Raw genomic sequence first — 22,754 nt, 5'->3', positions numbered from 1 at the left:
GCATATAGGTCGCAAAAGCCCGACAAGACAGTGCCTCAGTCAATTCTTGCCGCTTATTTAGGTTTTTTTTGTGGATTTTCGGGCAGAACCTGATGCCGCGTTGCCGTTACAGGGCCGAGTCTTCTTCGCGACTGATGGCCTTGCGCGCCATCGCGAGCGCCGTCAGGGAAGGACGTTCGGGCACGAAGCGCAGGGTATACCAGGTCCCGTTTTCGTTGCTGACCGTCATATCGGCATTGATCTGACGGGCGAAGCCGCGGATGAGCTGCATGCCGATTCCTTCCCGGCGCGTGCGGGACGCGGTGGCCTGACTGGCGTTGAGGCCGATTCCATCGTCGCCCAGCATGAACTCTACCAGACCTTCCTTTTCCGAAGGTGCCGGAGCAACCTTATGCAGCTTTATCACGATATGACCCGCTCTGTTCTCGGGGAACGCGTATCGTAAGGCATTGCTGACGACTTCGGTTACGATCAGGGCGATCGGGACGGCCTGATCGGGAGAGATCAGGACATGCTCGATATCGAGTCGCAGCCGGATGCGCGTCTGGGCGTTCATGCCATTCGCGGACAGCAGGATGCTGCAGAGTTCTTCCAGGAAACTCCGGACATCCAGCGCCGACAGGCCGTTTTCTGAATACAGGTAGCGGTGCAGGGTCGCGAGCGCCCTCACCCGGTCCCGCACGAGACGGAATTCCTCGCGCGCCTCATGGGAGCGAATACGGCTGGCCTGAAGATTGAGCAGAGAGGCCACGACCTGCAGGTTGTTCTTCACCCGGTGGTGAATTTCCCGGATCAGCATATCCTGATTGCGGGCCGACTGCTCCAGATCCTGTTCGTGTTTGCTGAGGCGGCGTGTCGCACGGAGAAACGCCTTTTCCAGATGCCTGATTTCAAGCGGAATTGCATGGCTGGATCTGGGCGCGAACTCCGCTCCCTTTCGCCAGTCGGCGACCGCCAGAGCCAGTTTCTCCAGAGGATCGACCAGAAACAGACGCGCGCCAAGTGCGACAGCCATCAGTTCAAGCACCAGCAGGCCGACGATCAGACTGACCCGGATCAGGAAAATATTGAGGGCATGACTCTCTTCGGCCGTGCGTTCCGTTGCGACGATCAGGCTGACCGGACCATAGGCATTCTGAAAAGCGTAGGTGATGCCCTGGCTCGTAAAGACATCATGCAGGCTGAGGGAGGAGATGTCCCGCTTCAGACGCGCAAATGCTCTGGCGGGGAGTTTCGCGGATACCGGATGATCGGGGAAAAGCGAATAGAGGGTCCCGTCAGGCATCGCCAGAAAATGTCGTGAAGTGTTATCCGTCCCGAGCAGAAGGCGGTTGTCCCCTTTTGGAAGATGGCTGCGCTGCCAGCCAAGGGTCCGGACGGCAATGATGTAACCGGAGACGGAGTTGTTGCTGAGAATGGGAACGACGAACTTCAGGAGAGGACCACGATTGCCCTTCAGCACATCGACTCCGACAATCGGAGTTCTGACCGTCGGAGAGTTCATCGTGGACGCGGCGAGTTCGGGAGAAGAGCAGATTGCCGTATCCTGTGTGGAAGGAGGCGGCAGAACGACCGATGGCCGGCCGGACACGTCCGTCAGCATCAGCATACAGTAGTGATGTTGTGAGACGGTCTGGACTAGCGCGAACTCTCTCAGGGCATTTCCTGATGAAATGTCTCCATCGGCAAGCATGTCCAGCAGCGTGTGGGTCTGGTCCAGATCCGTCGTGATTTCCGAAATGGCGAGCTGCGTGTCGCGTTCGGTGCGCATGGCGCTGTTGCCGACATTCTGCTGGTAGCTGTGCCAGGCCAGCAGAGAGGCGATGATCGCGAGGGGCAGAGTCGTCGCGACAATCAGGGTCATCACCCGCGCGCCGACAGTGTCAAACATCCGGATGCTGCGCAGGGCGTCACGCCTGTACCACAGACGACGCCAGCGCCGCGGATTCAGGTCTGGAGAACCAGACCGGGTAACAGTCACTTGTTTCGGTCTTCCTCGATCAATCGGAGAAGTTCATCGGGGATCGGCTCGTTTGCAACATCATCAAAAAGCTGATGCAGGCCCCGGCTCAGCCAGATTCCGAAAGGCGAATCCTGATCCTCGCCAGTGGTTTCCTTGGCTGAGGACTTCCGCTTGTCTCCTGCGGTCATTGGCTGGCCCTGAACCTTCCTGTGACGTCAGAAGATGCAGATCCTGCACCCCTGATACTGACTGTGGCGCGAACTCCGGGTCTCTCCTGAGAAGCCGCTGCGGGATGAACTGCCGATCCAGTCTTACGAAAACAACACGTTTTCTGCAATTGCTACCAATCCGCAATGGATACAAATTCTTTCCATTGCGGATCCTAAGATCATGAAAGCATGAGATCGTCGGAGGATTGACCGGCACGACGACGGGCATCCATGGCATCACGCAGGGCCTTGACCTTGATGCGCAGCTTGTCGTTGGCTGGCAGGTCTCCGCTCATCCAGGCTTCGAGCTGACGACGGGCGCGGAAGACGCGGCTCTTTGCCGTTCCGACAGCGCAATCCGTGGCTTCAGCCAGAGCTTCGTAGCTCATGCCCTGAATTACGACCATAACGAGGGCTTCGCGCTGATCGGCAGGCAGACGGGACAGAGCCATCGACAGATCCTTCAGGGCCAGACTGTCTTCATGGGTTGCAGGGCTGGCAAAGGACGATGATGGCACATCGTCAATATCGGTGGTTTCGCGACGCTTGCGAAGGTCGGAAATGAAGCGGTTACGGAGGATACGATGCATCCAGGCCGAGAAATTGGTTCCAGGAATGAAGCTGTCCTGAGCTGCCAGAGCGTTGCACACGGCGTCCTGTACGAGGTCTTCTGCGGCGGCGCGGTTGCGGGTCAGCGAAAGAGCCTGAACGCGCAGCTTCGGAAGAATGGCGATGACCTGATCGTGGAACGTCATGGAACTGCCTCCTGATTTCGTTCTGTTTTCATGGGATCAATGAACGGTCAGGCGAAAATGTTGCATCCGGAGGGCAGAAAATTTCCCGGGAAAAGGAAAAGGTCGTCTGTAACCTGCGGAAAACAGGCGAAAATCAGGTGCTGTTTTTTTCGGTATCCGTTTCCAGGGGGCCGGTATTTTCTGTCGCAAGCTCGGCGAGCTGGGCTCGGGCACGGGAAACACGGGCCCTCATCGTTCCGGCGGGCACATCGCAGACGCGGGCGGCATCTTCATAGGAAAGCTCCTGCGCGCCCACGAGAATCAGGGCCTCCCGCAGCAGATCAGGCAGTTTCCAAAGCAGTTCTCCCAGATCCTGAACGGCATCGCGGGCATTCTGGAGCGAGGGCGCGGCAGTGGAGGGCTGCATGTCCTTCTCGATGTCGAGCATGATTTCCTGCTCGCGGCTGCGGCGGCGCGTCTGCTCGTAGAAGGCATTTCTCTGGATTGTGAACAGCCAGGCTTTGAGGATCGTTCCCTGCTGGAACTGCTCCTGGGAGGCCAGTGCGCGGACAATCGTGTCCTGCACCAGATCGTCCGCGGCCGCGGGATCCCGGGTCAGAAAGCGCGCGAAACCCCGCAGATCCGGAAGGGTCTGGAGCAGGCCGCGGTGAAAGCTGCCTTTCTGGGGAGACGGGTCGCGCTGCTGGCCCGCGGGCAAGGGTGTGCTCAGAAGAAGATCCTTCACGCGACATCGCATGCGACCGGGGCGGTCACGAAGACTATACGGAGATTGGGCATCGTGTCATGACTATTCAACCTTCATAACGAGATGCATTCCATTCGGGCTGTGTCGGCAAATATCTTTTCAGGAGGCCATGGACACATGACTGATCTGACACGTCAGGAACTCGTCAAGGCGCTTCCCTATGCCCGCCGCTTTGCCCGTGCTCTGGTCGGTGACCAGAAAACGGGCGATCAGCTTGTGGCCGTGGCCCTGAAGGAACTAATGGAAAGTCCCTCCAGGAACGATCTGTCTCCACGGCAGGCTCTCTATGGTCTGCTCGTGAGTGCTTTCATGGAGCGTCATGGCAAGGATGCCACTGTTGGTATTCCTCTGCGGCAGCGTGCGCTTCTGCTGCTGACTTCCCTTGAAGAGCAGTCCCTTTCGTCCAGTGCGCGGGCGCTGGGCATTACCGACGAAGAGGCGGCGGTCGAACTGAACAAGGCGCGCGAAGGTCTTCAGGGTATTGCGCAGACGAGTGTCCTGATTATCGAAGATGAGCCTATCATCGCCATGGACATTCAGGATCTGGTTGAGCGCTGTGGCCACAGGATCGCCGGGGTCGCCCATACAGAGGCTGATGCCGTTGCGCTGGCTGCGAAAACGAAGCCAGGACTCATTCTCGCGGACATCAATCTCGGTGGCGGCGGTGACGGTATGCAGGCCGTCGGGCGCATCCTGCGAACCCATGAAGCGCCGGTCATTTTCGTAACCGCCTATCCGGAGCGCCTGCTGACGGGTGAGACGCAGGAACCGTCCTTCGTCATCACGAAACCTTTCGAGCCGATGACCCTTGCTGTGGCCACCTATCAGGCTGTTACAGGGGGTGTCACGCCCGTCTGAAGGTATGATTCGGTGTAGGGATGGCTTGCGGCGGGCGTCCTGCTGCGACACATAGGGAGCCATGTCGGCACCCATTCTCTCCCTGCAGAACATTACCTACACTCTTGGCGGACGTCCCCTGCTCGATGGCGCGGAACTGGGCGTTTTGCCTGGTGAGCGGATCTGTCTCGTCGGACGCAACGGTTCCGGAAAATCCACGCTGCTGAAGATTGCCTCGGGTGATATCGTGGCGGATTCCGGGACGCGTTTCGTTCAGCCGGGAATCAAGGTCCATTATCTGGCCCAGGAGCCGGATCTTTCCCGTTACGCCACCACCTTCGATTATGCGTCCGAAGGGCTGGATGAGACCGAGACCTATCGGGCGCGCTCCATGCTGGCCGAACTCGGGATGACGGGTGAGGAAAGCTGTCAGAACCTTTCAGGTGGCGAAGTGCGCCGCTGCGCCCTCGCCCGCGCTCTTGCTGCGGAGCCGGATCTGCTGCTGCTGGATGAACCGACCAACCATCTGGATCTGCCGTCCATCACATGGCTGGAGAAAGAGCTCTCGGCCTGTCGTTGTGCGATGATCGTCATCAGCCATGATCGACGTCTGCTTGAGACTTTGTCCCGCAGCGTTGTCTGGCTGGAAGGTGGCGTGACGCGTCGTCTGGATCAGGGATTTGCCCGCTATGAAACCTGGCGTGACGAGGTACTGGAACAGCAGGAGCGTGATGCCCACAAGCTGGATCGCCAGATCGCGCGCGAAGAAGACTGGATGATCTACGGCGTCACGGCGCGTCGCAAGCGCAACGTGCGGCGTGTCGGGGAACTGGCAGCATTGAGGGCGCAGCGCAAGGAGCTTGCGTCACGGGGCAAGGGTACGCTCCGCATGGCAGCTACAGACGCCGAAAGTGCGGGCAAGATCACGATCGCTGCGGAAGGTGTGAACTGGACCTATGACGATCGCGCCATCGTCCGGGACCTCGATCTGCGGATCCTGCGCGGTGACCGGCTCGGTCTGGTGGGCGCCAATGGCGCCGGAAAGACTACACTTCTGCGTCTGCTGACCGGAAAAATGGAGCCGCAGTCCGGAACCGTGAAAATGGGGCCATCCGTAGCCATGGTTACATTGGACCAGCAGCGGGAAAGTCTCGATCCGGCCAAGACCCTTGCCGAAACCCTTGCCGGTGGGAGTGGGGATATGGTGCAGGTCGGGGACGAGAAGCGTCACGTGATCGGCTATATGAAAGACTTTCTGTTCCGTCCGGAACAGGCTCGTACGCCGGTGGGAAAACTGTCCGGCGGTGAACGGGGCCGGCTGGCGCTGGCCTGTGCTCTGGCCAAGCCATCCAGCCTCATGGTGCTGGATGAGCCCACTAACGATCTCGATCTTGAGACGCTGGATCTTCTTCAGGACATGCTGGCCGATTATGCGGGCACGGTTCTGCTGGTCAGCCATGATCGTGATTTCCTCGACCGGGTCGCAAGTTCGGTTCTGGTATCGGATGGCGGCGGAGACTGGATCGAATATGCCGGGGGCTATTCGGATATGTTGATCCAGCGCGGGGATGTACCGGCAGGGCGCGAGACGTCCTCTCCTGAATTGGAAGATGTCGCTCCAAAATCTGCTTTGAAAACAGATAAGAAGCCGAAAAAGCTCAGCTATAATGACAAGCGGGCGCTGGATCTTCTTCCGCAAAAGATGGCTGAGCTGGAAAAGAAGATCCAGAGTTATCGGGATATTCTGGCGGATCCGGGTCTATATGGCCGGGATGCTGCCAGGTTCGAGAAGACGACTCAGCTTCTGGAATCGGCCGAGCGGGATCTGACCCAGTCGGAAGAGCAATGGCTTGAGCTGGAAATGAAAAAAGAAATTCTTGAAAACCAGTAAGTTGAAATAATTATCTCAGTTTTTATCCGAGGCTGGGATCAGGCCGGAAAGTTCCATGATCTGTCGTGATTTCCGGATGCTGTCCGTCACCCGGATGGCGGCATCCAGCGCCCTGATCCCGGCTTGCGCATCGACCAGAACCGGTGCGCCGTGAAGGCACGAAGCCGCAAAGGCCTCATGTTCCACGGCCAGATTGTCGTGGTCTTTCCAGCTTATGGCCTCACGTCGGAAGCCTCCCGTGCCTGGAAGAGGCATGCCGCGTTCACGCCCAATGAAGCTCAATTTGCGCTCCATGAAATCGGCGGAAAGATATCCATCCTGTGAGAAAAGACGCATACGCCGTTCAGTTTTCAGGGAAATCCGGCTTGCGGTTATGGCTGCCACACAGCCGTTTTCAAACCGTACCCGGGCGTTGGCGATGTCTTCATGGGCGCTTGAAACAGCGGCTCCCAGGGCATCGATTTCCGCAATCGGGCTGTCCACGATCGCCAGAACGAGATCAAGATCATGGATCATGAGATCCAGAATGACCGATACGTCCGTTCCCCGTGGTTTGTAGGGCGCAATGCGGGTAGCTTCGATGTAAAGCGGTGCCTTGATCCGCTCGGTAATAGCCTGGTGTTCCGCCGAGTAACGCAGTAGATGGCCGACCTGAAGGACCTTGCCGGTCTCCCTGGCAAGATCCGCAAGGGCGTGGGCTTCGCCCAGCGTGGCCGCGATGGGCTTTTCGACCAGAACATGCCGCCCGGCCCTGAGGGCCGGGCTTGTCAGGGCAAAGTGATACTCCGCCGGGGCGGCGATGATGACGGCATCCACCTGCTCCAGAAGATTTTCATAGCTTGTGGCAATTCTGCAATGAGCTTCACGTGCCACGATCGCCGCGCGGGCCGGATCAGGGTCATAAAGCGCGACAAGCTCTTCAGCCGGGTTCGCGGCGGACTTGAGGGCATGAAACCGTCCGAAATGGCCGGCCCCGACGATACCGACCCGAAGCTGTTGCGCTGTATTCATGCTCACAGGCTTATCAGGCGCGGTGTTTCCCGGAAAGACAGTGGGGCATCAAACAGGCAAAGGTTGCATCGTCATGGCGGAAACGGCATGGTCCCGGCCTGAAAATGATCTGAAAAACGATCTGTCCAAATCCGCCGAGGACGTCTCGACCTGATATGATGTATTACAGCCGGCTCAGACTGCTGGGCGTCGCGGGCATCTGCCTGATTGGCGTACTCCTGTGTCTGCCCAATTTTCTGCGTTCTCCCGCACCGTCCCTGCCCTGGCGGCAGATCCATCTGGGCCTCGATCTGCGGGGTGGGTCGTACCTTCTCCTTCAGCTCGATCTGAAATCTCTTGAGCATGACCGCCTTCAGTCCCTTCAGGATCAGGCGCGTCAGACGCTTCTGGACCGGTCTCTGGGCTATCGCGATTTTGCCCGCGACGATGCAACGGCCAGCCTGAGCTTCATGCCGCGTTCGGATGCTGAACGTGACGCCGCGCTCAAGGCCATGCAGTCCCTTCCCCCGGTGGTGCCGAACGAGTTCACGACGTCCGAAAAAGACGGACGGATCGTCCTGACACTTCAGCACGAGGCAATGCTGGCCCGGGCGCGCGAGGCTGTGGCGCAGTCCATTGAGATCGTCCGTCGCCGTATCGACGCAACGGGCGCGATCGATCCGAGCATCGCGCGTGAAGGTGACGACCGGATCGTCGTGGAGCTTCCGGGCGTCAGCGATCCGGAACGGATCAAGAGCCTGCTGGGAACGACGGCGCGTCTGACGTTCCGTCTGCTGGCACCGAATCCGAGCGTTGCCAGCCCCGGTTCGACAATGCTCGAGGACGAGAGCGTGCATACGCAGGTCGCGGTTCAGGATCATGTCGATGTGGATGGCACGGATCTGACCAATGCTGGCGCCGTAATCGATCAGCAGAGCGGCGGCTGGGCGGTGACGTTCCAACTCAACAGCGCTGGCGCAAGGGCTTTTGCGAACGTCACGCGGGCCAATGTCGGCAAGCGCTTTGCGATCGTGCTCGACAACAAGGTCATCGAAGCGCCGAACATCATCAACCCGATCACGGCTGGAAACGGCCAGATCACGGGTGGTTTCAATGCCCGCAGTGCGTCTGATCTGGCGCTTCTGCTGCGGGCCGGTGCGCTGCCTGCTCCGCTCTCCGTGGTTGAGCAGCGGACCATTGGCCCGAGCCTCGGCGCGGCGTCCATCCACGCGGGTATCATCAGCCTGTTGACCGGCCTTCTTCTGGTCATCGTCTTCATGGTACTGTTTTACGGGCGGTTTGGCCTGTATGCGGATATTGCCCTGTTCGCGAACCTGATTCTGATGGTGGCGATCCTCTCGCTGTTCCAGGCGACACTGACCCTGCCGGGCATGGCGGGTATGCTGCTGACTCTCGGTATGGCCGTGGATGCCAACATTCTGATCAACGAACGTATCCGGGAAGAAGTGAAGCGTGGTCGCGGCCCTCTTCAGGCCCTGCAGGCCGGCTTCGACCGTGCAACCGGCACAATCATCGACAGTAACGCCACGGCGTTTCTGGCGCATGTCATGCTGTTCGTGTTCGGAACGGGTCCTGTCCGCAACTTCGCGCTGACGATCACCATCGGTATCGTCACGACCCTCTTCACGACACTCCTGCTGTCACGCCTTCTGGTCGTGCGGTGGTACGCCCTCGCCCGTCCCAAAGAACTTCCGGTCTGATCGTCATGCTGTCACGTCCCCTTTTCCGTTTTGTCCGTGACGATCGGCGCATCAACTTCATGCGCGGCCGTCACATGGGGCTGATCGTTTCGGCGGTCCTCTCCATTGCATCCGTTATCCTGTTCTTCCAGCCCGGGCTGAAGCTCGGACTGGATTTCCGCGGTGGCATCATCGTCGAAGCCCAGACCCCCGGTCCTGCGGATTTCGGCAAGCTGCGCGCGGCTCTGGATCATGCGGGTATTCATCCGGATGCCGTGCAGGCGTTCGGATCGCCGCGAGATGTGCGTATCTCGATCAACGCCCCCGAAGGTGCGGATCGTGAGGCGCAGACCCAGAAGCTCGTTGATGGCGTCAAGAGCGCCATTTCGGCCGCCGAACCGGGTACACAGGTTCTTCGTGCCGATGCCGTGGGTGCGTCGGTCTCGACCGAACTGTTCCGTGATGGTCTGCTGGCGCTTGGCTTCAGTCTTGCGATGATCCTGATCTATATCTGGATCCGCTTTGAGCGCGAGTTCGCCATCAGTGCGGTGGTGACTCTCGTTCTCGATCTGACCAAGACGGTCGGCTTTCTGGCCATCACGCGCTTCGAGTTCGATCTTGTGATGGTTGCCGCTCTTCTCACGATCCTCGGCTATTCCACCAACGACAAGGTGGTGGTCTATGACCGGATCCGCGAAAACCTGCGCAAATACCGCACGATGCCGTTGCGGGAGCTTCTGGATCTATCCATCAACGAAACCCTGAACCGCACGCTGGGCACGTCCATGACGGTCTTTCTGGCGGCTCTGCCACTGGCCCTGTTCGGGGGCAGCACGCTGACCGGATTTGCGACGGTCATGCTGTTCGGGATAGTGGTGGGAACGTCCTCGTCCATCTTCATCGCGGCACCTCTTCTGCTCCTGATGGGCGAGAAGCGGCTGCGCAAGGAGGCTGTGGCAGACTGATCGGGCCTGCCTCAGACACAAAAAAACCGGCGTCCCTCAAGGGAGCCGGTTTTTTTGTGTCTGCTCTGATGGATTGACGGGTGTGGGCGGTGTTTTCTGGGGAAGGTCTGCCAGAAGGCTGGAAAGTGCCTGATCGGCCTGTCGATTGGCCGAAGAGCTTTGCAGCTTCAGGGCATTGACCGTTGCCTGCTGGGCCGCCCTGTCCAGAACCACCAGCTGTGACAGTCCTTCAGGGCCGATCTGTCCCGTCATGACCGCGCCCCGGGCCATGCCATGGGCGATCAGATAGGCATAAAGCCGTGAATTGGGAGATGGCGGCAGCCCTGTCATTGCAGGGCGTGCCGCGCATCCGGCCAGAAAGCTTCCCATCACAAACAGTGCGACGGCCGGGCGCCAGACTGCGCGATGGGAGACTTTCGTTTCTGTCATCAGGAGTTTTTCTGCGCCAGAAGGTCGCGGATTTCCGTAAGGAGAACCTCTTCCTTCGTCGGAGCCGGCGGGGCGGCAGGAGCGGCTTCCTGCTTGCGGCTCAGCTTGCTGAGGATACGCGTCAGCCAGAAGATGAAAAATGCAACGATCAGGAACTGGATCACGGCATTGAGGAATACACCGATATTCACGGTAACGGCACCGGCCTTCTGGGCTTCGGCGAGCGTATCCTTGACGGGCCCCTTGAGCGTGATGAACAGGTTCGAGAAGTCGACGCCACCCGTGAGCAGACCGATGAACGGCGTCAGGATATCCTTGACCGCACTGCCGACGATCGCGCTGAATGCAGCACCGATCACGACACCGACTGCGAGGTCGAGCACGTTACCACGCATGATGAACTTCTGGAAATCGCTGACCCAGCCCGGGGTGTGCAGCTTGTGTTTGCTTTCGCTCATATCAAACCTTTCTCGGTATCCGTGTAGGCACGGTCGCAGGCCTGACAGTCGAGCCCGCATTCATTGCAAGGGATAAACGGACTCGTGCAATCCAGTAAAGGCCACTTTCATCCGGAAGTGCTTTCCGTTATATGCGCCTGATGATTCGCCCCGGTCGGCATCGGGGCTTTCTTTATGGAGTAGAAATTCATGAAATCCGGCATCCATCCCGACTACCACGAGATCACCGTCATCATGACCGACGGAACCGAATACAAGACCCATTCGTGCTATGGCGAACCGGGCGCGACGCTGCGTCTTGACGTTGATCCGAAGTCCCATCCGGCCTGGACGGGCGTCCAGCGCATGATGGATACCGGAGGCCAGGTTGCAAAGTTCAATAAGCGCTTTGCTGGCATCGGTACGCGCACGAAGTAATTCGGCGTGCCTCCCTGCCGTCTCCTCTTGAAGACGGTTGGGTCGGAACCTATCTGGAAAACCAGCCGCGATGCCGTTCGGGTCGCGGCTGGTTTGACCATAGCATTTTGCCATATCGGGAAATGCGACAGATGATTCCTGCCTGAAGGAGGTTTCAGTGACCTACGATTTTACACCGCTGTTCCGCAGCGCGATCGGCTTCGACCGACTGGCCGCGATGGCTGGCAATGTTGCCAACGCCCAGGCTCTTCCAAGCTATCCCCCCTACAATATCGAAAAAACCGGCGATACGAACTACGTCCTGACGATGGCCCTCGCAGGTTTTCGGCCTGAAGACGTTGACATTGTTCAGGAAAACAACACGCTGGTCGTGCGCGGTAGCGTCTCGGAGAACAGCCGTGACCGGGAGTGGCTGCATCGCGGTATTGCCACCCGGGCGTTCGAGCGCCGCTTTGTTCTGGCCGATCATACGGAAATTGACCGTGCGGATCTGATAAACGGCCTGCTGTCCATCGCCATCCGTCAGCTCGTCCCGGAAGCTGCCAGGCCGCGCCGTATTCCGGTGCGGACTGAAGCCGTGCACGCAGCCCCGGCTGAAACTGTTCAGGCGGCCTGAGCATTTGGAGCGGGAGTGTCGTAAAAGCACTCCCGCTCCGTTTTGGTGCTTGACCGCCGCGGCTTCGGTGCCGCATACCCGTTTCCATTATCGCAGCGCATCCAGCAGGTGCCGCGATCATATCCCGGGCGGGATTGGTTCCTCGCCGGATACGCCCGATCGGTGCCTGCGGAAGCCGGCTCCATCCGTGTCCCAGCAAGGAACGCACCGACATGACCCTGCCTTTGATGCCCAAGGCCACGGCCGTCTGGCTGATTGAGAAAACCGGTCTTACCTTCACTCAGATCGCAGAATTCTGTGGCATGCACCCGCTTGAGGTCCAGGCGATTGCGGATGGTGAAGTCGCCGCCGGGATCAATGGCTATGACCCGATCAAGAATCATCAGCTCGCCGAAGCGGAAATCAAGCGCTGCGAAGCGGACACGAATGCCCGCCTGAAGATCATGCCGACGTCCAGCCCGGTGAAGCGCCGTGCCAAGGGTGCGCGCTACACCCCGGTTGCCAAGCGCAATGACCGCCCGGACGCCATCGCATTCGTTCTGCGTCAGTTTCCGCAGCTGTCCGAAGCCCAGATCGTCAAGCTGCTCGGAACGACCAAGGACACCATCACGAAGGTCCGCGACCGCCAGCACTGGAACAGCGCCAACATCAAGCCGCGTGATCCCGTGATTCTCGGCCTATGCACCCAGACCGATCTGAATGCCGCCGTTACGGCCGCGAATGACCGTCTGGCCCGCGAAGGCCATGCGCTCCCGGTCGTGGAGGCCTATGTTCCTGACAGTGACAGTCACGTCTGATTGCGGCGTCTGGACCGGCCTGTAAGAGGCTGGTTCGGATGAATGCCTGACGGGCACTGGCCCGGTACCCGTCAGGCATGATACTGCAATGAAAAGAGTGGAAAGAATCAGTCTCTCCACGACGCCTGAACGTTCTCCGGGACCGGATGCCATGATGACTGACGACAATGCCATGCTGAAACGTCTGCACGAACTGCGCAGCGAGCATCGCGATCTTGATACCGTCATCGAGCGTCTCGTCCATCATCCCCTCAACCAGCTCCAGCTTCAGCGCCTCAAGAAGCGCAAGCTCCAGCTCAAAGATGAGATTTCGTGGATCGAGACCCGTCTGATCCCGGATAATATTGCCTGAATGAGCCAGATCCTTTCCGCTGACGAAACCCTTCAGGACGACATGCCGATCCGTGTCGGTGTGATTATGGGAAGCCAGTCCGACTGGGACACCATGCGCCACGCCTGCGAGATCCTCGACGATCTTGGAATTGCCCATGAAAAGCGGATCGTCTCGGCTCACCGCACGCCTGACCGTCTGGTGGACTATGCCAAGACAGCCCGCCAGCGGGGCCTTCACGTCATTATTGCCGGTGCGGGTGGGGCCGCGCATCTTCCGGGTATGTGTTCCGCCTGGACAAGCATTCCCGTCCTCGGCGTACCCGTGCAGAGCCGTGCCCTGAACGGGCAGGACAGCCTGCTCTCCATCGTGCAGATGCCGGGAGGTGTGCCGGTCGGGACCCTGGCGATCGGCAAGGCCGGTGCGATCAATGCCGGTCTGCTTGCCGCGTCGATCCTGTCGGTTTCCGACAAACAGGTCATGGCGCGTCTGGATGCCTGGCGGGCGACGCAGACGGCGGCGGTTGCGGATATTCCGGTCGAATGAAGGCGCGGGTTTTTGCTCCTGGCAGCACGATCGGGATCATTGGTGGTGGCCAGCTTGGCCGCATGTCGGCCGTGGCTGCCTCGAAGCTTGGCTTTCATGTCCATGTGCTGAGCACCGAGGCGCCGAGCCCGGCTACGGAAGTTGCGGCGTCGGTGACCGTCGGCGCCTATGACGATCCGGCGGCGCTTGAGGATTTTGCCTCGCGCTGTGATGTCGTGACGTTCGAGTTCGAGAATATCAGTGCCGAGGGGCTTGCCCTGCTTGAGAAGCACCGGCCGGTGCGACCTGCGGGCGAGATCCTGCGGATCAGTCAGGACCGGGTAGCGGAAAAGACGCGCCTGTCCGAAATCGGTGTCAGTCTGGCCCCCTGGCGTGCCGTCAATGGCCCCGGGGATCTGGCAAGTCTTGAGACGCTCGGTTTTCCGCTCATTCTCAAGACGGCCCGCTTTGGTTATGACGGCAAGGGCCAGTTCCGTGTGCCTGATGCCGAGGCTCTCGCAGGTCTACAGGATCTTCCCTACCCGCTCGTTGCGGAGAAGATGATCGATTTCGAGCGTGAACTCAGTGTGATGGTGGTCCGGGGGCTGGATGGTACCGTTCGGTGTTTCGAGGCGGCCGAGAACCGGCATCGTAACGGCATTCTGGATGTGACACTGGCCCCTGCCCGCGTCATGCCGGATCTTGCGCGGCAGGCTCAGGACATGGCGGCCTGCATTGCGGAGGCGCTGGGTCTGGTCGGGATCATGGGCGTGGAGATGTTCCACGCCGCCGATGGCAGCCTCATGGTGAACGAGATCGCCCCTCGCCCGCATAATTCCGGACACTGGACCATGGATGCGTGTCTGGTGGATCAGTTCGAGATGCATGTGCGAGCGGTTGCGGGCCTGCCGCTGCCTCCAGCGCGTCGTCATTCCGACGCGGTCATGCACAATCTGATCGGTCCCGAGGACATGGCGCGTGTTCCGGCCATTCTTGCGACAGATGGGGTATCGCTGCACCTGTATGGCAAGGCTGAGGCACGTCCTGGCCGAAAGATGGGGCATGTGAATACCCTCTTTCCACGTGGGGGGCTTCCGGGCGAACTGGCTCTCGAAGGACTTCTGCCGCCCCGCGGCTGAGTTCTTAAAGTAGCTTGCTGCGGCGAAAGCTGGTGTGCCGTCCATTGCCGATGATGAAGTGGTCCGCGATCTTGACGCCGACCACTTCGAGAGCCGCCTGAACCTGCATGGTCATCTGAAGATCGGCTTCCGAGGGCGTGGGATCGCCGCTTGGATGGTTGTGTACTAAAACCAGCGCGGCGGCGCCGATTTCCACAGCTCGCCTGGCGACCTCCCTTGGGTAGACGGGGGTGTGATTGACCGTTCCCCTGGCCTGCGCCTCATCGGCGATCAGGCTGTTCTTCTCATCGAGAAACAGGATACGGAACTGCTCGATGTTCTCCCGCGCCAGACGGGCCGTGAGATAGTCGAGAAGCTTCTGCTCGTTGTCGAGTACATCTTCAGGCGGCAGGCGCGCGCGATTGTAGCGTAGCGCCGCTTCCTGCAGGACGCGGATCATGGGGAGCATGTGCATGCCCATATCCGTGATGCTTTGGAGTTCCCGGTCGGTGGCGGACAGGACGGCGGCCAGAGATCCGAAACGGACGAAGAGATTGTGTGACAGTGCAGCGCTGCCCATTTCACGCCCGATGAACAGTACGGTCAGGAGATACAACAGGGTCGCATCGTCCAGATGGCGCCCACGGCCCGTCAGCAGGGCGAGCGGGGGATCCATTTCAGGAAGCTCCTCCGTCAGGGTCGTTATCTGTCTCAGATCGCCTGACGAGAGAACGCTCATGGCGTCCGAAAATCCGTCAGGTCGAATATCCTTGTCGCTCATCCTACAGCAGTCCTTCCTGACGCAGGCTGGAAGGGCGTCCCGTACCCACGATGAGGACATCGTGAAGCGTGATGGACAGAGGCCGCATGGCAAAATCGAGCAGCCGGGCCGATTGTGAAAGATCGGCAGGTGGCTGTGTGGGACTGATATGGAAGCCGATCAGGGCTGTGGCGTGCAGCGCCAGCGCCCGTATGGCGATGGCGCGGTTGCGTTCGGCAAGGCTGTCGGCCTCGGGCGTGGCTTCGTCCGCCAGCAGACGGTTGCGGTTGTCGAGATAAAGCAGCCGGAACTGTCCCGGGATACCGCCTTCGAGCGCCTGTTCGAGATAGGTCATGAGCTGTTCCCAGTTGCTCAGGGTCGGGCGTTCGCGCTGTTCAGAGGAGGCCAGTCGTTCGGCTGCCACACCGGGAAGACGCAGGATCCGGATGGTCACATCTTTCAGTCCTGCGGCGCGCAGGGCCTGCGTGGGCGCGCGAAAGACGTCCACCAGACTGCCGAAATGGCCGATCAGCCCCTTTGCAAGCGGTTTCGTGTCTTTGCGCGGCACACCTGCGAAAAGCAGCATTTCAAGGATTTCGTAATCGGCGAGCGTGTGAGCACCATTGGCCAGTACACGGGCGCGCATTCTGGCGCGGTGCCCCTGAGGTCCTGTGCCACGTGTCAGATCGATCCGGGGATAGGTGTTGGCCATGACGGTATCTCACTCTATATCGGGAGGGTGCCGCAAGACCTACCTTCCCCTACCCCCGAGTATCTCTCCCGCCTCAATCCGGAGCAGAGACGCGCCATCGAGACAACCGAAGGCCCGCTCCTCATTCTGGCGGGCGCGGGAACGGGCAAGACGCGCGTCCTGACGACGCGGTTTGCGCATATTCTCCTGACGGGCCGCGCCTATCCGAGCCAGATTCTGGCCGTGACGTTCACGAACAAGGCCGCGCGTGAGATGCGCGAGCGTGTCAGCGCGATTCTGGGCGAGCCGGCCGAAGGGCTGTGGCTGGGGACGTTCCATGCGATCTGCGCGCGGATGCTGCGGCGTCACGCGGAATATGTCGGGCTGACAGGCAGCTTCAACATTCTCGATACGGATGACCAGATCCGGCTTCTCAAGCAGGTCATGGAGCCGTGGAAGATCGACACCAAACGCTGGCCGCCGAACCAGCTCATGGGGATCATCCAGCGCTGGAAGGATCGCGGGCTGACACCTGAACGGGTAACGCCTGCCGAGGACTCCGATTTTGCGAATGGTCATGCGCTGGCGATTTACCGGGCGTATCAGGAGCGTCTGATCGCGCTTAATACGTGCGATTTCGGCGATCTGATGCTGCATATGACGGAGATCCTGCGCAACCAGCCCAATGTGCTGGCGCAGTATCACCGAATCTTCCGCTATATTCTCGTGGACGAATATCAGGACACGAATACGGTTCAGTATCTGTGGTTGCGTCTGCTGGCCAAGCGCGAGCATGGACCGTCCAACATTGCCTGTGTGGGGGATGATGACCAGTCCATCTATTCCTGGCGTGGGGCGGAAGTTGAAAACATCCTGCGTTTCGAGAAGGATTTTCCGGGGGCGGAAGTCGTGCGTCTGGAGCGGAATTACCGCTCGACGGCCCAGATCCTAGCCGCTGCTGCTGGGCTGATCGCTCATAACGAAGGGCGGCTGGGCAAAACGCTGCGACCCGGACGCGATGATGCAGATGGTGAAAAAGTCCAGATCATCGGGATACGCGATTCGGATGAGGAAGCGCGGATCGTGGGCGGCGCGATTGAACGTCTGCGTGGCGACGGGCACCCGCTCTCGGAAATTGCCATCCTGATGCGCGCTGGCTTCCAGACGCGACCGTTTGAAGAGCGCCTGATGATGATCGGCATTCCCTATCGGGTCGTCGGTGGGCTTCGATTCTACGAGCGCGCTGAAATCCGGGACTGTCTGGCGTATCTGCGGGTGCTGTCGCAGCCTGCGGATGATCTGGCGTTCGAGCGGATCATCAATGTTCCCAAGCGTGGCGTGGGTGCCGTGGCGGTGCAGAAGCTGCATGCCCGGGCGCGCGCCCTTCCCGGTCCGCTGACGGCGGCCGTGATCTGGCAGCTTCAGGAAGGGCTGCTCAAGGGCAAGTCGAAGGAGGCTCTGGACGGGTTGATGGCGGCGTTCCAGCGCGCCAGGGCAACGCTTGAGGCCGAGGGGCATGTCGTTGCGGCGGAGCAGCTTCTCGAAGACAGCGGCTATCTTCAGATGTGGCGGGATGACCGTTCCGTTGAGGCGCCCGGTCGTCTGGACAATATCCGTGAACTTCTGCGCGCGATTGGCGAATTCGGAACGCTTCAGGGCTATCTGGAGCATGTCGCACTCGTCATGGATACCGAAAGCGAGACGTCCGACGACAAGGTCAGCCTTATGACGCTGCACGGCGCCAAGGGGCTGGAGTTTGACACGGTGTTCCTGCCGGGCTGGGAGGAAGGCGTGTTCCCGTCCCAGCGTTCGCTTGACGAAGGCGGAAACCGGGCGCTGGAGGAAGAGCGGCGGCTGGCTTATGTGGGGCTGACACGCGCGCGGCGTCGGGCGATCGTGCTGCATGCGGCGAGCCGGCGGATTTATGCGAACTGGCAGTCTTCAATGCCAAGCCGCTTCATTGAGGAAATCCCGTCAGAGCATGTCCAGATGAATGGCCATGCCTTCGAGACGCGCCGTCAGGCTGCGGCGGCACCGTCCATGTTCGCCTCCGGTCCACTGACCAGCGCACGTCCGTCAGGTTTCCGCGCCCCGCGCCCGAAAATCCATGATGTCAAGCCGGAGCCGACTGTTCCGATCGGGGCGACGGTTTTTCACCACCGGTTCGGCGAAGGCACCGTCATCGGGGCCGATGGGCCGCAGTTGCACATCAATTTTGAAAATGCTGGCGTCAAGCGCGTCATGGCAAATTTCGTGGAGATCAGATCGTGATGGCACCCCGCAGCATTGGCCGCCGCCATGCCAGCGCGCTCGAAACCCTGTCCATCACGGTTGAAGAGCCTTTCGTTCCCCTGTTCGAGCAGGCGCTGATGTGCGCCTGCGAGACGGTCGGCATCTTCGAAGCTGACGACGCGCAGAAATACTGGCGTGTGGAAGGGGTGAAGGACACGGGCTTCAAGGAAGAAGAACTGGAAAATGCTCTGGCGGTCGCGCGGATGTTGACGGGTTGTGACGCGGAGCTTGAGCGCACTCCGACCGAATCCGAAGGCTGGCTGGCCCGGACTTACGAGTCCTTTCCGCAGCAGGATGTGGGCAAGCGCTTTGCCATTCGCGGCACCCATCTGCATGGCGCGCCCGATCAGTCGCGCCTGACGATCACGCTGGATGCAGGAATTGCCTTCGGTTCGGGCGAGCACGGGTCCACGCGCGGGTGTCTTCGGGCATTGGAGATGGTCGCGTATCGTAGGCCGCAGCGTATTCTCGATATGGGCTGCGGGTCCGGGATTCTGGCGATGGCGGCGGCGAAGCTGTTGCACCGTCCGGTTCTGGCCGTTGATATCGAGCCCTGGTCTGTGCGAACGGCCAAGCTCAATGCGCGGCTGAACGGTCAGGGCAATCTGCTGGACTGCCGTTTTGGCAATGGCTGGCAGACCGGGGCCGTACGGGCCAAGGCACCGTATGATCTGGTCTTTGCCAACATTCTCGCCCGTCCGCTGTGCCGGATGGCGCAGTCCCTGGCGCTGAACCTTGCGCCGAACGGGACGGCCATTCTCGCTGGTCTGCTGTATGGTCAGGCGCGGATGGTGCTGGCAGCGCATCAGCGTCAGGGTCTCGTGCTGGAGCGTATCCTGCGTGAAGGCGACTGGGCCACGCTGATTCTGCGCCGTCGCGGCTGATGGGTCTGCCGGGATTATTGCCGTTGATCCGGGAGGCCGGACCTGACGATCTGCCGGCTATTTTGCGGATCACCAATGATGCCATCGAAAATACCGATGCGCTCTGGATCACGACGCCTTTTACGCTGGAGCAGCGGCGCCAGTGGTTCGAGGACAGACTGGCGCAGGGTTATCCTGTTCTGGTGGTCGTCGATCCGGATGGCGTGATTGCGGGGTATGGCTCCTATGGGGCTTTCCGGGCCTATGAGGGCTATGCGCGGACGGTCGAGCATTCGGTGTATGTGGCACAGAACTATCAGCGTCGGGGCATTGGCCGGCTACTTCTGCGCGTACTAGTCGAGCATGCAAAGGCGGCAGACTTTCATGTGATGGTGGCCGGGATCACGGCGGACAACGCCGCTTCTGTTGCGATGCATCATGAGCTTGGTTTCCGGAACTGTGGCACGCTTCCGCAGGTCGGTCGCAAGCGTGGGCGGTGGCTGGATCTCCTGTTCATGACACTTCGCCTTGACGATATTCATACTGTGGAAAAGGACTTTTCATGACCCTGTCCTCCATCCCGCTCAACGAGCGCCCTGCCCTTGTCCGTAAAGCCTGCAAGGCGCTGGCCGTTGACGGTTTCATCATCCCGCGCGGCGATGAATATCTCGGCGAATATGTCGCTCCCTGCGCCGAGCGTCTGGCCTGGCTGACGGGCTTTACGGGAAGTGCGGGACTGGCGGCGATCCTGCCGGAAGCAGCCGCCGTGTTCTCCGACGGGCGTTATACGGTGCAGATGGAAGAGCAGGTTTCCCATGACCTGTGGGAGCGTCGCCATATCGCGCTGGAACCGCTTTCCGACTGGCTGGCGGAACACGCGAAGGGGCTGAAAATCGGTTATGATCCGCGTCTGGTCAGCCGCTCCATGCTGGCATCATGGCAGGCGCCGGGTGTCGAACTTGTTCCACTACCCCGCAATCCCATCGATCAGGCCTGGACGGACCGTCCGGCCGCACCGGCTGGTCCGGTTCTGCCGCAGCCTCTGGAGTTTTCGGGAGAAAGCAGCGCGGACAAGCGCAGGCGTCTTGGCGATGCTCTGCGCAAGGCGGGACAGGATGCGGCTGTCATTGCGGACTGCACCTCCCTGGCCTGGCTGTTGAACATCCGTGGCAGTGACGTCCCCCTTACCCCTGTCGCGCATGGTTATGCGCTCCTGCACGCGGACGGGGCGGCAGAATGGTTCGTCTCATCCGATCGTCTGTCGGAGGGTGTGCTGGAGGTCTGTGGCCCTGGTGTGACAGTCTGTTCGCCTGCGGATCTGGCGAAGCGGCTTGAGGCTCTCAAGGGCAGGACCGTGCGCGTGGATCCGGTTACGACGGCTGTATGGTTCGACACCACGCTTGCCATCGCCGGTGCGACGGTTGTGGATGGAACCGATCCCTGCACGCTGCCCAAAGCCATCAAGAACACCACGGAACAGGACGGTGCGCGGAAAGCTCATGCCCTTGATGGCGTGGCGATGGCCCGTTTCCTGCATTCCCTGACGGTGTCGGGGATCGGCCAGCACGAGACGGATCTCGTGACCCGGCTGGATGGTCTGCGTGCCCGGTCCGCCGATTACCGGGAACAGAGCTTCGACGCCATTTCCGCCGTCGGCCCGAATGGTGCCTTTCCCCATTACCGGGCGCAGGCTGGTCACGATCGGGTTCTTGAAGCCGGAAATGTGTATCTGATCGACAGCGGCGGGCAGTATCCGTTTGGTACGACCGACATTACCCGCACGCTCTGGGTGGGCGATCAGGAACCGCCTGCGCATGTCCGTGAAGCGTTCACGCGGGTCCTGAAGGGCAATATTGCCCTCTCCCGCATCCGCTTTCCGCCCGGCACGACCGGCCATCGACTGGATGTGCTGGCGCGTGCGGCCCTGTGGCAGGTCGGCATGGACTACGATCACGGAACCGGACATGGCATCGGAAGTTATCTGTCGGTCCATGAAGGGCCGCAGAACATTTCCCCTGCCCCGCGTCCCGTGGCACTCGAAGCCGGTATGATCGTGTCCAATGAGCCTGGGTATTATGAACCGGGACAGTATGGAATCCGGATCGAGAATCTGATGCTGGTGCGGCCCTCTTCTTTCAAGGGGAACAAGGGCACGTTTCTGGAGTTCGAGATCCTGAGCTACACGCCCATCGATTACAGACTGATCGATGTCGCCCTTCTCAATGATGCGGAGCTGAACTGGCTGAACGCTTATCATGCCGAAGTTCAGGCGCGGGTCTCCCCGCATGTCGAGCCGGATGTAGCCGCGTGGCTTGCGCAGGTCTGCAAACCGCTCGTCCGGTAAAGTTGCAGGCATAACCGTTTTTTTACCTTTCCCGATCATATACAGAAAAATGATCGGGAAAGTCCTCCTCCTTGCCGCTGCCCTGACGCTTTCTGGCGTACCGGTTGCGCGTGCTTATGATGCGTCTTCTGTCTGCAGGATGGCGGTGCAGGCTGCCGAGCAGCAGGCCGGGATTCCACCCCGCCTTCTGGATGCCATCAGCCGCGTGGAGAGCGGGCGGCGGGAGCCGAACGGTACGGAAACCGTGGCATGGCCGTGGACCGTCAATGCGGCCGGAAAAGGCTATTTCTACGAAAGCAGGGACGAAGCCATCGCGGCGGTCCGGGATTTTCAGGCGAACGGGATTGTTTCGATCGATGTGGGCTGCATGCAGATCAACCTGCATCATCATCCCGATGCATTTTTCTCGCTCGAAGATGCTTTCGATCCATACAGCAATGCGCGTTACGGGGCCCGTTTTCTGTCCGGACTGCACAACCAGCTTCAGGGCTGGGCAGCCGCGACGGCTGCCTATCATTCCCTCACCCCTGCTCTTGGCGCCGATTATGCCCGTCATGTTCTGGCTATCTGGAATGGGCAGCCCGACAGCTACCGGCCGCCTGATTTTCTTCCGCAGGTGGTCATGACCGCGTCAGGGTTGCAGGCCATGCTTCCAAGTGCCAGACCCGCATCTTATTTCGCGTTGAACAGACAGGCCGGATTTTCCGAGCGTCCCGCACCGCGTATGGAAACCATGCCATCCGTTCACATGGTGTCCTATGCGCCTCCGCCCCGTATCATTCACCATGCAGTCGGTCAGGCGGGGAGTGCTTTACCTGTAAGGAGTGGGCGGGATCTTGCGTCCTATCGTGCCATGCCGGTCCGCCTGGCCTGGCGGCTGCGCTGATCAGTATCCGGACCAGCCGCCACCAGCACCCGCATAGGCCTCGTGAGATGACGGACGGTGTCGGTCGACCGGGGCGTTCCCGTCCTCGGGGTCGTGGGCGCAGGCTGACAGTCCCAGAAAAAGCGTCACGATCAACACGCGAAACATCACGTCACAGTCCCCCTTTACAATT

25 protein-coding genes are annotated in these 22,754 nt (G+C 60.2%); 15 read left to right on the top strand and 10 right to left on the bottom strand.

Annotated features, from left to right (window positions below; translation table 11 throughout):
- Nucleotides 1-106: 106 nt before the first annotated feature.
- The 4 genes from GFJ39_RS09080 to GFJ39_RS09070 all read right to left on the bottom strand — a co-directional run bounded on the left by GFJ39_RS09080 (nucleotide 107) and on the right by GFJ39_RS09070 (nucleotide 3,567).
- A complete protein-coding gene (locus GFJ39_RS09080) occupies nucleotides 107-1,981 on the bottom strand; it encodes a sensor histidine kinase (protein ID WP_325062898.1) in 1,875 nt (624 codons plus the stop codon).
- Nucleotides 1,978-2,151 carry a NepR family anti-sigma factor gene (locus GFJ39_RS14055; protein WP_158413643.1) on the bottom strand — a complete coding sequence of 58 codons (174 nt, stop codon included), beginning with the start codon at nucleotides 2,149-2,151 and terminating at the stop codon, nucleotides 1,978-1,980. Before GFJ39_RS14055 ends, GFJ39_RS09080 begins: the two co-directional genes overlap by 4 nt.
- 200 nt (nucleotides 2,152-2,351) lie before the next feature.
- Nucleotides 2,352-2,927 (bottom strand): sigma-70 family RNA polymerase sigma factor, encoded by a 576-nt coding sequence (locus tag GFJ39_RS09075; protein WP_153431024.1) that lies wholly within the window; start codon nucleotides 2,925-2,927, stop codon nucleotides 2,352-2,354.
- A 133-nt stretch (nucleotides 2,928-3,060) separates the two neighbouring features.
- Nucleotides 3,061-3,567, bottom strand: coding sequence for a sigma-70 family RNA polymerase sigma factor (locus GFJ39_RS09070; protein ID WP_153431048.1), 507 nt, complete (start codon nucleotides 3,565-3,567; stop codon nucleotides 3,061-3,063).
- A 222-nt stretch (nucleotides 3,568-3,789) separates the two neighbouring features.
- Between GFJ39_RS09070 and GFJ39_RS09065 the strand changes: the two genes are divergently transcribed.
- A complete protein-coding gene (locus GFJ39_RS09065) occupies nucleotides 3,790-4,530 on the top strand; it encodes a response regulator (RefSeq protein WP_153431023.1) in 741 nt (246 codons plus the stop codon).
- A gap of 61 nt (nucleotides 4,531-4,591) precedes the next feature.
- Nucleotides 4,592-6,400 (top strand): ABC-F family ATP-binding cassette domain-containing protein, encoded by a 1,809-nt coding sequence (locus tag GFJ39_RS09060; protein ID WP_153431022.1) that lies wholly within the window; start codon nucleotides 4,592-4,594, stop codon nucleotides 6,398-6,400.
- Nucleotides 6,401-6,415: 15 nt separating this feature from the next.
- Here GFJ39_RS09060 and GFJ39_RS09055 read toward each other — a convergent pair whose 3' ends face one another.
- On the bottom strand, nucleotides 6,416-7,411 hold the full coding sequence (locus GFJ39_RS09055; RefSeq protein WP_153431021.1) for a Gfo/Idh/MocA family protein: 996 nt from the start codon (nucleotides 7,409-7,411) through the stop codon (nucleotides 6,416-6,418).
- Nucleotides 7,412-7,569: 158 nt separating this feature from the next.
- Between GFJ39_RS09055 and secD the strand changes: the two genes are divergently transcribed.
- Together secD and secF are read left to right on the top strand one after the other, a co-directional pair.
- Nucleotides 7,570-9,111, top strand: coding sequence for a protein translocase subunit SecD (gene secD / locus GFJ39_RS09050; protein ID WP_153431047.1), 1,542 nt, complete (start codon nucleotides 7,570-7,572; stop codon nucleotides 9,109-9,111).
- A gap of 5 nt (nucleotides 9,112-9,116) precedes the next feature.
- On the top strand, nucleotides 9,117-10,055 hold the full coding sequence (gene secF, locus GFJ39_RS09045) for a protein translocase subunit SecF (RefSeq protein WP_153431020.1): 939 nt from the start codon (nucleotides 9,117-9,119) through the stop codon (nucleotides 10,053-10,055).
- Between the two features lie 36 nt (nucleotides 10,056-10,091).
- Here secF and GFJ39_RS09040 read toward each other — a convergent pair whose 3' ends face one another.
- Both GFJ39_RS09040 and mscL read right to left on the bottom strand, forming a co-directional pair.
- Nucleotides 10,092-10,484, bottom strand: a complete 393-nt coding sequence (locus tag GFJ39_RS09040) for a hypothetical protein (protein ID WP_153431019.1) — start codon at nucleotides 10,482-10,484, stop codon at nucleotides 10,092-10,094.
- Nucleotides 10,484-10,942, bottom strand: coding sequence for a large-conductance mechanosensitive channel protein MscL (gene mscL / locus GFJ39_RS09035; RefSeq protein WP_153431018.1), 459 nt, complete (start codon nucleotides 10,940-10,942; stop codon nucleotides 10,484-10,486). The genes GFJ39_RS09040 and mscL overlap by 1 nt, the downstream gene beginning before the upstream one ends.
- 189 nt (nucleotides 10,943-11,131) lie before the next feature.
- Between mscL and rpmE the strand changes: the two genes are divergently transcribed.
- From rpmE to GFJ39_RS09005, 6 genes are all read left to right on the top strand, one after another.
- Nucleotides 11,132-11,359 (top strand): 50S ribosomal protein L31, encoded by a 228-nt coding sequence (gene rpmE / locus GFJ39_RS09030; RefSeq protein WP_062028708.1) that lies wholly within the window; start codon nucleotides 11,132-11,134, stop codon nucleotides 11,357-11,359.
- A 157-nt stretch (nucleotides 11,360-11,516) separates the two neighbouring features.
- Entirely contained in the window at nucleotides 11,517-11,975 is a 459-nt protein-coding gene (locus GFJ39_RS09025) for an Hsp20 family protein (RefSeq protein ID WP_325062897.1), read from the top strand.
- Nucleotides 11,976-12,187: 212 nt separating this feature from the next.
- Nucleotides 12,188-12,772: a DUF1013 domain-containing protein gene (locus GFJ39_RS09020; protein ID WP_153431017.1), complete on the top strand. Its 585-nt coding sequence runs from the start codon at nucleotides 12,188-12,190 to the stop codon at nucleotides 12,770-12,772.
- A 151-nt stretch (nucleotides 12,773-12,923) separates the two neighbouring features.
- Nucleotides 12,924-13,124 carry a YdcH family protein gene (locus tag GFJ39_RS09015; protein WP_011253895.1) on the top strand — a complete coding sequence of 67 codons (201 nt, stop codon included), beginning with the start codon at nucleotides 12,924-12,926 and terminating at the stop codon, nucleotides 13,122-13,124.
- Complete coding sequence (purE, locus tag GFJ39_RS09010; protein WP_153431016.1) at nucleotides 13,125-13,649, top strand: 5-(carboxyamino)imidazole ribonucleotide mutase; 525 nt, start codon at nucleotides 13,125-13,127, stop codon at nucleotides 13,647-13,649.
- Nucleotides 13,646-14,767: a 5-(carboxyamino)imidazole ribonucleotide synthase gene (locus GFJ39_RS09005; RefSeq protein ID WP_153431015.1), complete on the top strand. Its 1,122-nt coding sequence runs from the start codon at nucleotides 13,646-13,648 to the stop codon at nucleotides 14,765-14,767. The genes purE and GFJ39_RS09005 overlap by 4 nt, the downstream gene beginning before the upstream one ends.
- Nucleotides 14,768-14,771: 4 nt before the next feature.
- On the opposite strand, the gene radC is transcribed toward GFJ39_RS09005, so the two are convergent.
- Nucleotides 14,772-15,527 (bottom strand): RadC family protein, encoded by a 756-nt coding sequence (gene radC, locus GFJ39_RS09000; protein ID WP_153431014.1) that lies wholly within the window; start codon nucleotides 15,525-15,527, stop codon nucleotides 14,772-14,774.
- Nucleotide 15,528: 1 nt separating this feature from the next.
- Nucleotides 15,529-16,218, bottom strand: coding sequence for a JAB domain-containing protein (locus tag GFJ39_RS08995; protein ID WP_153431013.1), 690 nt, complete (start codon nucleotides 16,216-16,218; stop codon nucleotides 15,529-15,531).
- A 27-nt stretch (nucleotides 16,219-16,245) separates the two neighbouring features.
- On the opposite strand from GFJ39_RS08995, the gene GFJ39_RS08990 reads away from it, so the two are divergent.
- Genes GFJ39_RS08990 through GFJ39_RS08970 form a run of 5 tightly spaced genes read left to right on the top strand, consistent with a single transcriptional unit; the run spans nucleotide 16,246 to nucleotide 22,582 of the window.
- Nucleotides 16,246-18,468 carry an ATP-dependent helicase gene (locus tag GFJ39_RS08990; protein WP_325062896.1) on the top strand — a complete coding sequence of 741 codons (2,223 nt, stop codon included), beginning with the start codon at nucleotides 16,246-16,248 and terminating at the stop codon, nucleotides 18,466-18,468.
- A complete protein-coding gene (locus tag GFJ39_RS08985) occupies nucleotides 18,468-19,373 on the top strand; it encodes a 50S ribosomal protein L11 methyltransferase (RefSeq protein WP_153431044.1) in 906 nt (301 codons plus the stop codon). The genes GFJ39_RS08990 and GFJ39_RS08985 overlap by 1 nt, the downstream gene beginning before the upstream one ends.
- A gap of 23 nt (nucleotides 19,374-19,396) precedes the next feature.
- Nucleotides 19,397-19,918 (top strand): N-acetyltransferase family protein, encoded by a 522-nt coding sequence (locus tag GFJ39_RS08980; RefSeq protein ID WP_457851932.1) that lies wholly within the window; start codon nucleotides 19,397-19,399, stop codon nucleotides 19,916-19,918.
- On the top strand, nucleotides 19,915-21,696 hold the full coding sequence (locus GFJ39_RS08975; protein ID WP_153431011.1) for an aminopeptidase P family protein: 1,782 nt from the start codon (nucleotides 19,915-19,917) through the stop codon (nucleotides 21,694-21,696). The genes GFJ39_RS08980 and GFJ39_RS08975 overlap by 4 nt, the downstream gene beginning before the upstream one ends.
- 49 nt (nucleotides 21,697-21,745) lie before the next feature.
- On the top strand, nucleotides 21,746-22,582 hold the full coding sequence (locus GFJ39_RS08970; RefSeq protein ID WP_153431010.1) for a lytic transglycosylase domain-containing protein: 837 nt from the start codon (nucleotides 21,746-21,748) through the stop codon (nucleotides 22,580-22,582).
- Here GFJ39_RS08970 and GFJ39_RS08965 read toward each other — a convergent pair whose 3' ends face one another.
- The gene (locus GFJ39_RS08965) at nucleotides 22,583-22,732 is read right to left on the bottom strand and encodes a hypothetical protein (RefSeq protein ID WP_153431009.1); all 150 of its coding nucleotides are present in this window, start codon (nucleotides 22,730-22,732) and stop codon (nucleotides 22,583-22,585) included. It lies immediately after the preceding gene.
- Between the last annotated feature and the right edge of the window lie 22 nt (nucleotides 22,733-22,754).

Origin of the sequence: Gluconobacter aidae (assembly GCF_009547075.1) — a bacterium.
GTDB classification, from domain to species: domain Bacteria; phylum Pseudomonadota; class Alphaproteobacteria; order Acetobacterales; family Acetobacteraceae; genus Gluconobacter; species Gluconobacter aidae.
This window is presented reverse-complemented; position numbering and strand designations above follow the sequence as displayed.